Source organism: Chelatococcus sp. XZ-Ab1, assembly GCF_029309855.1.
Taxonomy (GTDB): domain Bacteria; phylum Pseudomonadota; class Alphaproteobacteria; order Rhizobiales; family Beijerinckiaceae; genus Chelatococcus_A; species Chelatococcus_A sambhunathii.
The window spans coordinates 352,021-365,193 of sequence record NZ_JARKII010000006.1 but is presented as its reverse complement, the minus strand read 5'-3'; the positions used below and the strand labels follow the sequence as shown (position 1 = coordinate 365,193).

15 protein-coding genes and 1 pseudogene are annotated in these 13,173 nt (G+C 66.5%); 13 read left to right on the top strand and 3 right to left on the bottom strand.

The annotated features are described in order from the left end of the window. The 13 genes and pseudogenes from P2T65_RS11470 to P2T65_RS11410 form a co-directional block, all read left to right on the top strand. Positions 1-128: pseudogene (locus P2T65_RS11470) on the top strand (IS5/IS1182 family transposase); the annotation flags it as partial. A 317-nt stretch (positions 129-445) separates the two neighbouring features. After that, on the top strand, positions 446-1,288 hold the full coding sequence (locus tag P2T65_RS11465; RefSeq protein ID WP_276199811.1) for a glycoside hydrolase family 19 protein: 843 nt from the start codon (positions 446-448) through the stop codon (positions 1,286-1,288). Beyond that, entirely contained in the window at positions 1,285-1,548 is a 264-nt protein-coding gene (locus P2T65_RS11460) for a hypothetical protein (RefSeq protein WP_276199810.1), read from the top strand. The genes P2T65_RS11465 and P2T65_RS11460 overlap by 4 nt, the downstream gene beginning before the upstream one ends. 90 nt (positions 1,549-1,638) lie before the next feature. Next, entirely contained in the window at positions 1,639-1,860 is a 222-nt protein-coding gene (locus P2T65_RS11455) for a hypothetical protein (protein WP_276199809.1), read from the top strand. A 3-nt stretch (positions 1,861-1,863) separates the two neighbouring features. Continuing rightward, positions 1,864-2,262: a hypothetical protein gene (locus tag P2T65_RS11450; RefSeq protein WP_276199808.1), complete on the top strand. Its 399-nt coding sequence runs from the start codon at positions 1,864-1,866 to the stop codon at positions 2,260-2,262. 134 nt (positions 2,263-2,396) lie between these two features. After that, a complete protein-coding gene (locus P2T65_RS11445; RefSeq protein ID WP_276199807.1) occupies positions 2,397-3,134 on the top strand; it encodes a hypothetical protein in 738 nt (245 codons plus the stop codon). 31 nt (positions 3,135-3,165) lie between these two features. Beyond that, complete coding sequence (locus P2T65_RS11440) at positions 3,166-4,005, top strand: DMT family transporter (RefSeq protein ID WP_083585911.1); 840 nt, start codon at positions 3,166-3,168, stop codon at positions 4,003-4,005. A 187-nt stretch (positions 4,006-4,192) separates the two neighbouring features. Beyond that, the gene (locus P2T65_RS11435) at positions 4,193-4,357 is read left to right on the top strand and encodes a hypothetical protein (RefSeq protein ID WP_157672330.1); all 165 of its coding nucleotides are present in this window, start codon (positions 4,193-4,195) and stop codon (positions 4,355-4,357) included. Between the two features lie 297 nt (positions 4,358-4,654). Continuing rightward, positions 4,655-4,936: a hypothetical protein gene (locus tag P2T65_RS11430; RefSeq protein WP_276199806.1), complete on the top strand. Its 282-nt coding sequence runs from the start codon at positions 4,655-4,657 to the stop codon at positions 4,934-4,936. 88 nt (positions 4,937-5,024) lie between these two features. Next, positions 5,025-5,327, top strand: a complete 303-nt coding sequence (locus tag P2T65_RS11425; RefSeq protein WP_063189450.1) for a hypothetical protein — start codon at positions 5,025-5,027, stop codon at positions 5,325-5,327. Positions 5,328-5,790: 463 nt separating this feature from the next. Further along, positions 5,791-6,078 (top strand): co-chaperone GroES, encoded by a 288-nt coding sequence (gene groES / locus P2T65_RS11420; RefSeq protein ID WP_055459295.1) that lies wholly within the window; start codon positions 5,791-5,793, stop codon positions 6,076-6,078. Positions 6,079-6,121: 43 nt separating this feature from the next. After that, on the top strand, positions 6,122-7,759 hold the full coding sequence (gene groL, locus P2T65_RS11415) for a chaperonin GroEL (protein WP_276199805.1): 1,638 nt from the start codon (positions 6,122-6,124) through the stop codon (positions 7,757-7,759). Between the two features lie 302 nt (positions 7,760-8,061). After that, positions 8,062-10,164, top strand: coding sequence for an ABC transporter ATP-binding protein/permease (locus tag P2T65_RS11410; protein ID WP_055459387.1), 2,103 nt, complete (start codon positions 8,062-8,064; stop codon positions 10,162-10,164). Positions 10,165-10,383: 219 nt separating this feature from the next. On the opposite strand, the gene P2T65_RS11405 is transcribed toward P2T65_RS11410, so the two are convergent. The 3 genes from P2T65_RS11405 to P2T65_RS11395 form a co-directional block, all read right to left on the bottom strand. Continuing rightward, complete coding sequence (locus P2T65_RS11405) at positions 10,384-10,875, bottom strand: META domain-containing protein (RefSeq protein WP_245280524.1); 492 nt, start codon at positions 10,873-10,875, stop codon at positions 10,384-10,386. 168 nt (positions 10,876-11,043) lie between these two features. Continuing rightward, a complete protein-coding gene (gene hisG / locus P2T65_RS11400; RefSeq protein WP_071923479.1) occupies positions 11,044-12,021 on the bottom strand; it encodes an ATP phosphoribosyltransferase in 978 nt (325 codons plus the stop codon). Then, positions 12,018-13,142 carry an ATP phosphoribosyltransferase regulatory subunit gene (locus P2T65_RS11395; protein ID WP_276199804.1) on the bottom strand — a complete coding sequence of 375 codons (1,125 nt, stop codon included), beginning with the start codon at positions 13,140-13,142 and terminating at the stop codon, positions 12,018-12,020. The genes hisG and P2T65_RS11395 overlap by 4 nt, the downstream gene beginning before the upstream one ends. Positions 13,143-13,173: the final 31 nt, after the last annotated feature.

The following is a 13,173-nucleotide window of genomic DNA, read 5'->3' as shown; positions in this document are numbered from 1 at the left end:
TCTTCAACAAGATCAAACACTTCCGCCGTATCGCCACCCGCTTCGACAAGACGGCGGAAAACTTCCTCGCCGCCGTGAAGCTCGCGTCCATCCGCATCTGGCTACGCGGTTATGAGTCTACGGCCTAGTGCTGCTCATCGGCACCGTGAGTTACAGCGTCTATTTGTTCCACCTCTTCGCAATCAATTTCGCTAAGAACTTCGTGTCTGCTCCAATCCCGCTTTTCCCAATCGCAGTGGCCGTCTCTGTGGCGATAGCCTGCGTCACCTACCTGCTTATCGAGCGGCCTTCGATCCGTCTCGGTGCAGCCTGCGTTCGCGCAATGCAGCGACGCTCTCTGCGCGCCGCCTGACGCGCTCACGAATGATACGGCCGTCGCGGCGGCTGTGCGGTGCGCCTGATAGGGTCTGCCGCCATCCTCCGGGCATCTCTCGCGAGGTGTCCGATGATCAACCGCACGACGTTCTTCGCCTACGCCCGGCGCGCGCCCTTCGGCGGCCGCCTCTCGACCGAACAGGTTGAGGGCTGTGAGGCGCTGCTGGATGCCTGCCGGAGGGAGGGCGTGACCGACCTTCGGCGCGTCGCCTATGTCTTCGCCTCGGTCTTCCACGAGACCGGCGGCCGAATGGTTCCGGTGCGCGAGACCTTCGCGACCAGCGACCGGCAGGCGATGGACCGCCTCGAAGCGGCATGGCGCGCCGGCAAGTTGAAGTGGGTGAAGGAACCCTACTGGCGGGACGGATGGTTCGGCCGGGGTCAGATCCAGATCACGCACCGCGCGAACTATGCGCGGATGGGCCAGCGTCTCGGCATCCCGCTCGACAAGAACCCGGCACTTGCGCTCGAACTTGACACGGGCGCGCAAATCGCAGTCGTCGGCATGAACGAGGGCCTGTTCACGGGCAAGAAGCTCTCCGACTACTTCAACGGCGAAACCAGCGATCCCGTCGGCGCCCGGCGCATTGTCAACGGCACCGACAAGGCCAATCTCATCGCGTCCCACTTCGAGGCGTTTCTTGGCGCGCTGCAGGCCGCCGACGACGCGACGCCGCAGCCGCTCGACGTGTCGCCGGAAGCCGCCACGCCCGACGATGTGCCGACTGCCGAGAGCAAGAGCCTTTGGTCCATCCTGCTGTCGTTCGTCACGGGCGGCGGCGGGCTGGCTTTCCTCAACGGCATCAACTCGTGGCCGGCCGTGGCTGCCCTGGCGCTTCTCGTTGCCGCCGGCGGCATCGGAGCGTGGCTCGTGCTGACCGGCCGCGTGACCATCGGGAGGCGGCCGGCATGACGGGGTGGCGCATCTACATCCTGCTAAGCCTTGTGGTCGCCGCGCTTGCTGCCGGCGGCCTCTACACGTGGCGCGTCTACGAGGTCGGCCAGAAGGTCGGCGGGGTTGAGACGGCGGACAGGATCATTCGGGAGCAACGCGATGCAGTCGATGCGATGGCTGCGGCTCGTGAGCGCGTGCGCGCTTGCTACGCTGGCGGCGGCCTGTGGGACCGTGCGTCCGGCCAATGTCGAGCCGCAGTGCAGGGCGCTGGGAAATGAACTGCAGTCGGCCGTCGAACGGCAGGCGGTCGATGAGATTTTTGAAGCTGGGGTGGCGGCGGGATGCTGGACGAGAAGCGGGATGACGAGATGAACAGGCCGCGGTTCGACTGGACATTCAATTTCGGCCACCTCGTGATGGCCGGCACCATGCTGTTCTCGTTCGGCGGCTTCTACGTGCTTACCGACTACCGCCTGTCGGCCGTCGAGCGGCAAGTGGATCGGCTCGGCACGGTGGTCCTGCAATCCGTCCGTCTCGAGGAGCGATATGAATCGCTGCTCGGTCGCGTTGAGCGCCTCGAGCGGAGGTGAAGCATGAGCACGCTTGCTGAGAAGCCGCAGGCTCCAACCGCGGTCAACGATGCCGAATATATCTGGGCCGTGCATCCCGTCGAAGGCAACGTTCGCCGACCGCTCTCGACGCTGGTGCCCTACATCAATGGCTACAGCGGATCGGCGCGCGGCTTCTTCGGTGCCTCGCCCATCACGCAGCCGGCGCATGCCGATCAGGCGAGCTACACGCTCACCGTCGGCGCAACGCTCACCATCACCGGAACGCAGTCGAGCCCATGGGGCTTCGCGTCGCAGTCGGATCTCAACAACCTCGTCGCTCGGGTGAACGAACTCCGGGCCGACATACTCGGCGTTCACAAGCTGTTGACCGCCATCCGGTCTGCGCTTGTTGCGCTGGGGCTGATGAAGGGCGAGGCGTGATCACTGTCGCTGGCCCGGAACGAACTTGTTTCGTTTCAGTAGCTTATTGTTAACGATGGATTTAACTCGGTCGGCTACCAATCGGTGTCTTTGCATCGCGGCGACACATTCGCCGCATCCCGGATGAGCAGGCCATGTCGACGCTTCCCGCACGTGCGCGCTATCGCAATGTGACCTCCCTCGACGTCATGCGCATCGACCGGCGCGAGCGTGTGCTGGCGGACCGCCGCATGCCGCGCGTCGACACGAGCCGCGCCGAGATCATGGCCGCGCTCGACGATATCCGGGAGATGCTGGAGATCTTCCGCCCCATGCAGCGCCAGGCGCTGGGCCTCATGGACGACTACCGGCGGGAGGCGGCGGAGGTGGCGCGCCTCAGCCAGGAGGTGGCGGGCCTGCAGGGGACGGTTGCCGCTGTGCGGCAGGAACTCGCCGCCATCGGTCACGGCACGGGTGATAGCTCCGTCGCCCGTATCGCCCTGACGGAACTGAGCGCGGTGGGCGACGAGACGGCCCATGCTGCCGGCGACATCCTCGGCGCTGCCGAGGTCATCGCCGCGGAGGCGCGCAGACTCAAGCAAAGTGGTGAGCCGGAGAACGTCGGTTCGGCCGAGAGCATCATGGGCCAGCTCATCAAGCTCTACGAGGCCTGCAATTATCAGGATCTAACACAGCAGCGCGTCGCCAAGATCCGCCGCCACCTCGAAGGGCTGGCGGCACATCTCGACGAACTGGCAGCGATCGTGCAGGTGGCGCCGCGGCAGATGGCGGCCCGCAGGGCCGCCAACGACGCGCAGCTGCTCAACGGTCCTGCCGTTGCAGGCGCGCCTGGGCACCTGCGGCAGAACGAGATCGACGGCTATTTCGAATAGCCCCTCAGCGTCGGCGCAGATGGAGAGGGTGATGACGGGCGCCTTCGGCCGCGCGGTTCTGGGCATTGCGCTCCTGTCGGCCATGGATGCGCTCATCAAGGCGGTGGCGGCGCGCTACCCCACCTTCGAGATCACCTTCCTGCGCTTCGCCTGCGGCACGCTCGTCGCCGGCGCGGTGCTCGCCGTGCGCAGACCCGGCTGGCCGACGCGCGAGACAGTCGTTGCCAACAGCTGGCGTGCCCTGCTCGTCGTGGTCACCGCGACCTCCTTCTTCTACGCGCTCGGCCGCCTGCCGCTGGCGGAGGCGCAGGCGCTCGCCTTCCTCGCCCCGGTCTTCATCGCCTTCTTCGGCGTCGTGCTGCTGCGCGAACGCATCGACGGGCGCATCGTCGTCGCCCTGCTGGCCGGCTTCGCCGGCATGGTGATCATCGTCCACGGCTCCGGCACCTCGGGCGGCGCGCGTTCGTGGGACGGCATCGCGGCGGCGCTCGCCGCGGCCGTGACCTACGCCTTGTCGATGGTGATGCTGCGGGCGCGGGCGACGCGCGACCGCGTCGAGACCATCGTCTTCTTCCAGAACATCGGGCCGGCACTCGTGCTCGCCGCGCCCGCCGGCGCGGTTTGGGTGCCGCCTCACGTGTCCGACTTGTCGCTGTTCCTCGCCATCGGCTGTCTCGGCGCCATCGGGCATCTCATCCTCGCCACGGCCTTCGCCCGGGTTGAGGCGGCGCGCCTCGCGCCGCTCGAATACACCGCCCTCATCTGGGCGGTGGCACTCGGCTATCTTTTCTTCGGCGAGGTGCCCTCGCTGCAGACGCTCGCCGGCGGTGCCCTGATCGTCCTCGGCGCGCTTGCGACAGTCCGCCGCTGACGGCGGGCGGGAGATGGTTGGGAAATTGTGAGTTTAGAAATAGCAACGTCATAGCAGTTGCGCTGTTCAGTTGGTCTTTGCATCATATCTTGTGAGCGATGATGACTGTATATCTATATCATAATCGAAATATCGCTCGTTTTTTGGGGCATTATCGGCCCGTATATTGATATTTTGGAGGTATATCATGGCTTGCTCGTGCTGTCAGAAGAATGGGGCTTCGAATGCTGGTGCGGCCTCTGCCGCCGGTGTGCAGGACGCCCAGAAGCAGAAGCGCTCCGCGGATGATTTCCAGGAGATGCTGGCGCAAGTGGCAATGCAGGCGCAGCAGTCCCAGAACATCCAGAAGTGACATCGTGCCGTGATGGTGAATTGGTTCGGATCGTGACCGACGTTTCGGCCCGGATCAGCTGCGTCACCCTGTCGTAACATGTCGCGACGACTCCCCCGGAGCCGCGGATTGTCCCCGGCTCCGGGTGAGGAGCGCTGCAGACCGGCGGCGCTGCCGAATCCTCGTTGCCGATCGCACAGGGCCGCATGCCGCGGCCGTTGCATCGGGCGGATGAGCGCGGATCAGCGCGTGCTTTTCAGGTGCAGGTGCTTGCCCGTTACCGGGCGGAATATGATCGATCTATCGGTGAGGTTCAGAATGTCATACAGAATCCAGCCCAACGGTCAGGGCAGCTTTATCGGCAATATTGGCCAGAATGATTTCATGGGTACCCTGAAACAGCTGCAGCAGATGATGCAGCTGGTCAAGCTGCTGCAACAGCTGCAGCAGTTCCTGGGGCAGGGTCAGTCGCCGTGCTGCGGCAACGGCCAGGGCCAGAAGCAGCCGCCGTGCTGCGGCAACGATCAAGGCTACGGCGATCTCAGGCTGACCGGACTGACGGCCAATTTCGGGCTGTCGGGGACATCCGAAGCGTTCTGAACGCTCGGGCCTGCCCGGCCGCGCCAGCCACGGTGCCATATGCCCGGCCGGTGCGGCCGGCTGCCCATCACGCTTGAGGAACCGCGTCATGGTGGACATGCTTTCGGGATCTGCCGACCGATCGACGGATCAATGGAATGAGCACGGCGGCGGCGATCTTCCGGATGTCATACAGCTTGCGAGGGAGCAGGTCGGGCAGCTGACGAGGATGCTCGCAGGGCGGCAGGGGGCGCAGGAGGCTGCGATCGCGCGGCTGGCCGGGGAAATGGCGTGGCTGCTGCGTGACATGGCGGACCAGCCGGCGCTGCAGGGGCAGCAGATGGCGCGGCTGGACCACCTGATGAACCAATTGGCCCAGCTGATGAACGATCCGCCGCGGGATCGCGGATAGTACATGCCGGCACGAGGGCGCTGTCCTCGTGGCAGGGATGCGCGCAAGCGGTCTCGCCCCCGGTTCGCCGCGACTGGCGCCGCGCCCATCCGCAATCGCGGGGCAATGCTCTCACTCGCCGCCCTGCAGGATATCATGGTGCGTCGCAGAAAAGGGCGGGGCCTTCGTGAGGAGGTCCCGCTCTTGGCGTGTCGGCGCGTGATCATGCGCGCAGCGAGGCGGGCAGAGCCGCCGATGCCCGGCATGGTGGCGCCGGCGGTGCCGGCCCGTTAACCATCCCGGCTGAGAGGCCGCCCGCGCGAAGGCAGCGTGCAGCGTGACGGCGAATTTGTCGCGACCGTGCCTTGACTCTCCAGCGCCGCCTGCCTATCTCCGCCCGAGCCTTGGCACTCGCTTCTGTCGAGTGCTAACAGGCCCCGCATGATCAGCGCGTTTCGCTGCTTTCTTTGAGAGGACACGTCTCATGAAGTTCCGTCCGCTGCACGACCGCGTGGTCGTCCGCCGTCTCGACAGCGAAGAGAAGACCAAGGGCGGCATCATCATCCCCGACACGGCCAAGGAAAAGCCGCAGGAGGGCGAGATCGTCGCCGTCGGTCCCGGCGCCCGCGACGACAATGGCAAGCTCGTTGCCCTTGATGTCAAGAAGGGCGATCGCGTGCTCTTCGGCAAGTGGTCGGGCACCGAGGTGAAGATCGACGGCCAGGACCTCCTTATCATGAAGGAGTCCGACATCATGGGCGTGATCGGCTGAGCCGCCCCTCCCCCATCTTGAGTTTCAGGCAGGAGTTGAGCACATGGCTGCCAAGGACGTAAAATTTTCGGCTGACGCGCGCGAGAAGATGCTGCGCGGCGTGGACATTCTCGCCAATGCGGTGAAGGTGACGCTGGGCCCGAAGGGCCGCAACGTGGTGATCGAGAAGTCGTTCGGCGCGCCGCGCATCACGAAGGACGGCGTGACGGTCGCCAAGGAAATCGAGCTTGAGGACAAGTTCGAGAACATGGGCGCGCAGATGGTGCGCGAGGTGGCCTCGAAGACGAACGATCTGGCCGGTGACGGCACCACGACGGCCACGGTCCTCGCCCAGGCGATCGTGAAGGAAGGCGCCAAGTCGGTCGCCGCCGGCATGAATCCGATGGACCTCAAGCGCGGTGTCGACATGGCTGTGGCCGAGGTCATCAAGGACATCGAGAAGCGCGCCAAGAAGGTGAAGTCCTCCGACGAGGTCGCGCAGGTCGGCACCATCTCGGCGAACGGCGACCGCTCCATCGGCGAGATGATCGCCGAGGCGATGCAGAAGGTCGGCAACGAGGGCGTCATCACGGTCGAGGAGGCCAAGAGCCTCGAGACCGAGCTCGACGTCGTCGAGGGCATGCAGTTCGACCGCGGCTACCTCTCTCCGTACTTCATCACGAATGCGGAGAAGATGGTCGCGGAGCTGGAGGATCCCTACATCCTCATCCACGAGAAGAAGCTCTCCTCGCTGCAGGCCATGCTGCCGGTGCTCGAGGCGGTCGTCCAGACGGGCAAGCCGCTTCTGATCGTCGCCGAGGACGTCGAGGGCGAGGCGCTCGCCACGCTCGTCGTCAACAAGCTGCGCGGCGGCCTCAAGGTCGCGGCGGTGAAGGCGCCGGGCTTCGGCGACCGCCGCAAGGCCATGCTCGAGGACATCGCCGTCCTCACCGCCGGCCAGACGATCTCCGAAGACCTCGGCATCAAGCTCGAGAACGTGACGCTCGACATGCTCGGTCGCGCCAAGAAGGTGCGGATCGACAAGGAGAACACCACGATCGTCGACGGTGCCGGCAAGAAGAAGGACATCGAGGCCCGCGTGCAGCAGATCAAGGCGCAGATCGAGGAGACCACCTCGGACTACGACCGTGAGAAGCTGCAGGAGCGTCTTGCCAAGCTCGCGGGCGGCGTGGCCGTCATCCGCGTCGGTGGCGCCACCGAGGTCGAAGTGAAGGAGAAGAAGGACCGCGTCGACGACGCCCTCAACGCCACGCGCGCGGCCGTCGAGGAAGGCATCGTCCCGGGCGGCGGCACAGCCCTCCTGCGTGCCAAGGCGGCCGTGGCGAAGCTCAAGAGCGACAACGCCGACGTACAGGCCGGCATCAATATCGTCCTGCGCGCGCTCGAGGCGCCGATCCGCCAGATCGCCGAGAATTCCGGCGTCGAGGGCTCGATCGTCGTCGGCAAGATCTCCGAGAACAAGTCGCAGACCTTCGGCTTCAACGCGCAGACTGAAGAGTTCGTGGACATGCTCGAGGCCGGCATCGTCGATCCGGCCAAGGTCGTGCGCACGGCCCTGCAGGACGCCGCCTCGGTCGCTTCGCTCCTCATCACGACGGAGGCGATGGTCGCCGACAAGCCGAAGAAGGAAGCGGCCGCGCCCGCCATGCCGGGCGGTGGCATGGGCGGCATGGACTTCTGAGGAAGTCCATCCGCCCAAGCTGAGGCAAGTGCTTCGGCCGACTGGATCGGCCGAAGTGGCGGCATGGACTTCTGAGGAAGTCCATTCGGCCAGAGACGGAAGGGCCCGGCATCGCCGCCGGGCCCTTTTTCGTTGGCCAGGCGCTAAGGGGCGATTCCGCCGGCGATCCCTGTACCTGTTTCCGCCGTCTTTCTGCCGCTTTACAAAAGCGTTAGGTGCAGCGCCTGTCGAATTCCTGTAGGAGACGAGGCGGATTTCGGATGCCGGCGGTGCCGGCCCTTCTGGCGGGACAAGCGGACTTCATGAAGCTCATAGCCATTGTCGTTGCGGCCGCGTCCGCAGCCTTTCTGGCGCTGTCGCAGGGGCAGGCGAACGCCCTGCCGCTCTTCGTGCCGGTCAGCGGTTTCGTGCTCGCGGCCATCCTGTGGCTGGCGCGCGACATCTCGATCTTCCTGCGCATCTTCATGGGCATGTATGCGCTCGGCTATCTGCTGATCGCGGCGGCCAACACACTCGCCAGCTACGGCCTCGTGCCGCAGACGCTGGCGGCGCTCGTGCCGCCGGCCTTCATGGCCACCGCTTCCGTCTGCTTCGCAGGTCTCGTCTTCGGCGTCTCGTTTATCCCGGTCGTGCGCACGATCACGAACCTTGCCGACCCCTACTTCTATTCCATCCGCAGCGGCGAAGAGAACTTCAGCTGGTTCGGCCGGCTCTTCCGCTCCGAAGGGCGGGCGGCGGTCGCGATGGTCGCCGCCATCATCGCCACGAACTTTGTGCAGGTTGGCCTCAACATCAAGTTCAACCTCTGGTACCGCGACCTGTTCGACGCGCTCCAGAACAAGAATGCGGACGCCTTCTGGTATCAGATCTGGTGGGTGTTCATCCCGCTGCTGGTGTTCTGGATCATCTTCCAGCTGCTCGATTTCACCATCGACACGATCTTCCGCATCCGCTGGCGGCAATGGTTGACGGAGAGCTATTTCTCGCGCTGGCTCGACCGCTCGACGCACTACAAGATGGGGGTCGCCGGGCAGAACGCGGACAACCCTGACCAGCGCATCTCGGTCGACGTCGCCGCCTTCATCTCGAGCACCATGACCCTGTCAACGCAGATGATGGCGCAGCTCGCCACGCTGGTCTCGTTCACGGTGCTGCTGTGGGGCCTCTCCGAGGGTTTCACCTTCCCGGGCACTGCCGTCGTCATTCCCGGCCTTCTCGTGTGGGTCGCCGTCGCCTATTCGCTCGTCGGCACCATCCTGACGCATCTCATTGGCCGGCCGCTCATCCGGCTCGACTTCCTGCAGGAAAAGTTCGAGGCGAATTTCCGCTTCTCGCTGGCGCGCCTGCGTGAATATGGCGAGCAGGTCGCGCTGCTGCGCGGCGCCGATGCCGAGAAGGCGAACCTGCGCGGCGGCTTCGCGCAGGTCATCACCAATGTCATCGACATCCTCAAACGCCGCCTCAAGATCGAGGGCTTCCGCTTCTCGTGGCAGCAGATGAGCGTCGCCTTCCCCTATCTCTTCATGGGGCCGTATTTCTTCCTCGATCGCATTACGCTCGGGCAGCTGCAACAGGGCGCGCAGGCTTTCGGCCAGGTCAATGCCTCGCTCTCCTTCTTCATCTCGGCCTATACGACCCTTGCCGCCTATAAGGCGACGATCGACCGTCTGGTGACCTTCGAGGATGCCATGGGTCGCGCCGAAGTGATCGGCACCGTGCCGCCTCACATCGAGCGCAAGACCGCGCCGGAGAATGCGCTGGTGATCCGCGACCTCAGGGTCGACCTGCCGCACGGCGTCAGGATCGTGGAGATCGACCGGCTCGACCTCAGGGCCGGGGAGCCGGTGCTGGTCAACGGGCCGTCGGGTTCCGGCAAGTCGACACTGTTCCGCGCGCTCGCCGGCATCTGGCCCTACGGCTCGGGCGAGGTCGACGTGCCCGAGGGGCGCAGCGTCATGCTATTGCCGCAGCGGCCTTACATCCCGCAGGGCAACCTGCGTGCCGCCATATCCTATCCGGCCGTGGCCGGGGCCTATGACGACGCGGCCATCAGGGCGGTCCTGATCGCCGTCGGCCTGCCGGCGCTGGTGAACCGGCTGGACGATGACGACAACTGGGGGCAGCGTCTGTCGGGCGGCGAGCAGCAGCGTCTCGCCATCGCGCGGGCGCTGCTCGCAAAGCCGGACTGGTTGCTCCTCGACGAAGCCTCCTCGGCGCTCGACGAGAAGAGCGAGCGGGTCCTCTACGAGGCGATTGCGGCGGCCCTGCCGGACACCACGATCGTCTCCATTGGCCATCGCTCGACACTTGCCGCCTTCCATGACCGGCGTATCGATCTGCAACCGATGGACGATGGTGTGGCGCGGCCGGTCGATCTCGCGCGTGAACCGGTGCCCGTCGGCTGATCGGTCCGGGAAGGGTGCACCGGCACGAGCCGACGCGGACAGTTGCATGAAGCGCAGCCGCGATTCGGCATGCCTCGTCGTCCTCACCCGTGCCGGGGGCCTCCATGCCTCACGCTCGCTTCCGCCGCCGGCGTGTCGCCCTTCTTTCGATCATGCCGGGAAGCGGCGACTGGTATTCCTCTTCGGCGCCACCGTTGCCTCCAGCGCATCCGATGCCGCTCAGAGCACCCGCTCGAAGCGCAGCGTGCCGCTCTCGCCGGTCAGCACCAGTTGGCCGTTGACGAGGTCCCACTTGCGCGCCGTGCGCAGGGCGACGAGGAAGGCGCGCTCGGCGGCCATCACCTGCTTGCCGCAATCCTTCTTCGTCATGGCCAGCGGGCCGACGGCGAAGCCCTGGTCGCGCAGCGGATAGGCCGTGGCCGAATAGGTGTTGCACATGCCAAAGCCGCGGGCGCGATACTGGGCATCGAGGGCGAAGCCGGGCCGGTCGCCGGAATAGGGCTTGTCGTTGAGACTGATGGCCACCCAGCTCGTGCCGACGGGGAACTGCTTCTCGGCCTGCTGCGGCACGTTGGTCTGCCGCTCCTTCTCGCGCGCCGCCTGGGCCGCATTGTTCGGCTGGCCGGACCGCGTCTGCGCGAGCGCGGGAGCGGCCATGGCGAGCGCGATTGCGCCGAGCACGCAGAAACGAACGGACGAACGAGACAACACTTGCTCTCCCCCTCACCGGTATGATGCGGCGCCCTTTCGCGGGCACCGTCATCGAGCCGACGATCCATGGATCGGCGCGACCATAAACGCGGCGCAGGGCGCCTGCAATGGCCGGTGTCACCCAACCAATCTATGCGCGTTGATGGCAAAGGCGTGGCGGCTGCGCCACTAGCCAAGGCGCGTGAACAGCCGCTCGCTTAGCGCGTTGCTGGCGCGGAAGACATAGTCGAGCGCACGCACCGTAACCGGCTCGGCGCCGTTGTCCGTCAGCAGGGCGGCGAGCGCGAAGACCCGGTCGGTCGGGCAGTGCACGGTGAGGAGCCCACGCTCGTCCGGGCCCCCGAAGGGCAGACGGCCGCCGTGCCCCTCGATGATCTCGCGCTCCAGTGCCGCATCGAGCGTCCCCACCCGCGCCGTCAGCTCCCGCATCGTGCGCGCCTCCTCCTCCGCCGCGATGCGGGTGAGGATGGTGCGCGCGGCGGCGCGGGCCGTCTCGCTCCACGGTGCCTTGAGCGAGGCGACGAGATTCGCCTCCGAGCGCAGGATGATGCCGTCGTCGAGGACCTTGAGCGCGTTGGCGGCGAGTGTTGCGCCCGTCGTCGTAATGTCGACGATGATCTCGGCCGCGCCTGTCGCGGGTGCCCCCTCCGTCGCGCCGAGGCTCTCAACGATGCGGTAATCGGCGATGCCGTGGCCGGCGAAGAACTGGCGCGTCAGATTGATGTATTTGGTGGCGACGCGCATCTTGCGGCCGTGGCGCACGCGCATGTCGGCGGCGACATCGTCGAGATCGGCCATGGTGCGCACGTCGATCCAGGCCTGCGGCGCGGCGACGACCACATTGGCATGGCCGAAGCCGAGCGGCGCCAGGAGTTCGACCGCCTCTTCCGCGTCGTGGATCTCCTCGCGCACCAGGTCCTCGCCCGTCACGCCGAGATGGGCGCCGCCCGAGGCGAGCTGTGCGACGATGTCGGAGGCGGAGAGAAAGGCGATCTCGACGCCCGCCACGCCGGCGAGGCGCCCGCGATAGTCGCGCGCGCCGCGCGACTGCACCACCTCAAGACCAGCGCGGGAAAAGAAGCGGGCGGCGTTCTCCTGCAGCCGGCCCTTCGACGGCACGGCGAGGACGAGCGGGGTGTCGCTCATGATGCGGCTCCGTTGATGCGCTCGATCCAGATGGAGCAGCCGACGGCCGGAATCGTTTCGGCAGCCCCGAGCTGCGACAGGAGGTTGTCGTAGCGGCCGCCGCCGACGATGGGCTTTTCCTCCGGCCGCGCCGGGTCGTGCAGCTCGAAGATGAAGCCAGTGTAGTAGTCGAGGTTGCGCGCGAAATTTGCCGCGAAGGCGAGGCGCGTGACGTCGATGCCGCGCGCGGCCATGAAGCCGGTGCGCGCCTCGAAGGTGTCGATGGCGGCATCGATGGCGAGGTTCGTGTCCCGCGCCAGGGCGCGTAGCGCCGCGGCCGCACTGTCGGGGTCGCCCTCGACGGCAAGGAAACGCGCGAGCGTTGCATGCGCCTCGACCGAGAGCTCGCCGGCTTTCGCCTCGGCGCGGGCGAGGAAGCGCTCGGCGATCTCGCCGGCCGTGCGCCCGCCGACCTTGCTGATGCCAGCGATCGCCAGCACGTCCTCGACGAAGGCCCGCGCCGCCTTGGCGTCCTGCCCGGCGATGGCCGCGAGGAGGCCCGCATGGTCGTCGTTGCCGTTGCCGTTCGCCGCGGTTTTCGGTGCATCGACCGGCTCGCCCTGGGTGATGGCGCGCAGCACCCGGCGCCGCGTCGCGGGCGCGAGCCTCAGGGCATCGAGCACGGCCGCGAGCAGGCCCATGTCGCCGAGGCGCACGACCGGCGCCGCAAGGCCGAAGAGCCCGGCCGCCTCCATGGCCAGCGCCAGCACCTCGGCATCGGCCGCCTCGCGGTCGGTACGGCCGAAATTCTCGATGCCGGCCTGCGCAATCTCGCCGATCTCGCCGGCCCGCTGGCGGAAGACGGGGCCGTGATAGCTAAGGCTCGCCGCACTGCCGGCGGCGGGGGAGGCGAGATAGGCCCGGCTGACGGGAATGGTGTAGTCGGGCCTGAGGCACAGCTCGCTGCCGGCCGCATCCTGCGTCAGGAACAGGCGGCGGCGCAGGTCCTCGCCCAAGAGCTCGAGGAACACGTCGACGGGCTGCAGCACGGGCGGCTCAAGGCGCTGATAGCCCTCGCGCGCGAAAAGCCCCATCAGTTCGTCGGTGCGCGCCATCGCGCGCGAATGCGTCGTCGTCACCATGGCCTTCCTGCCTGTCAGGCAGGGTCTTTAG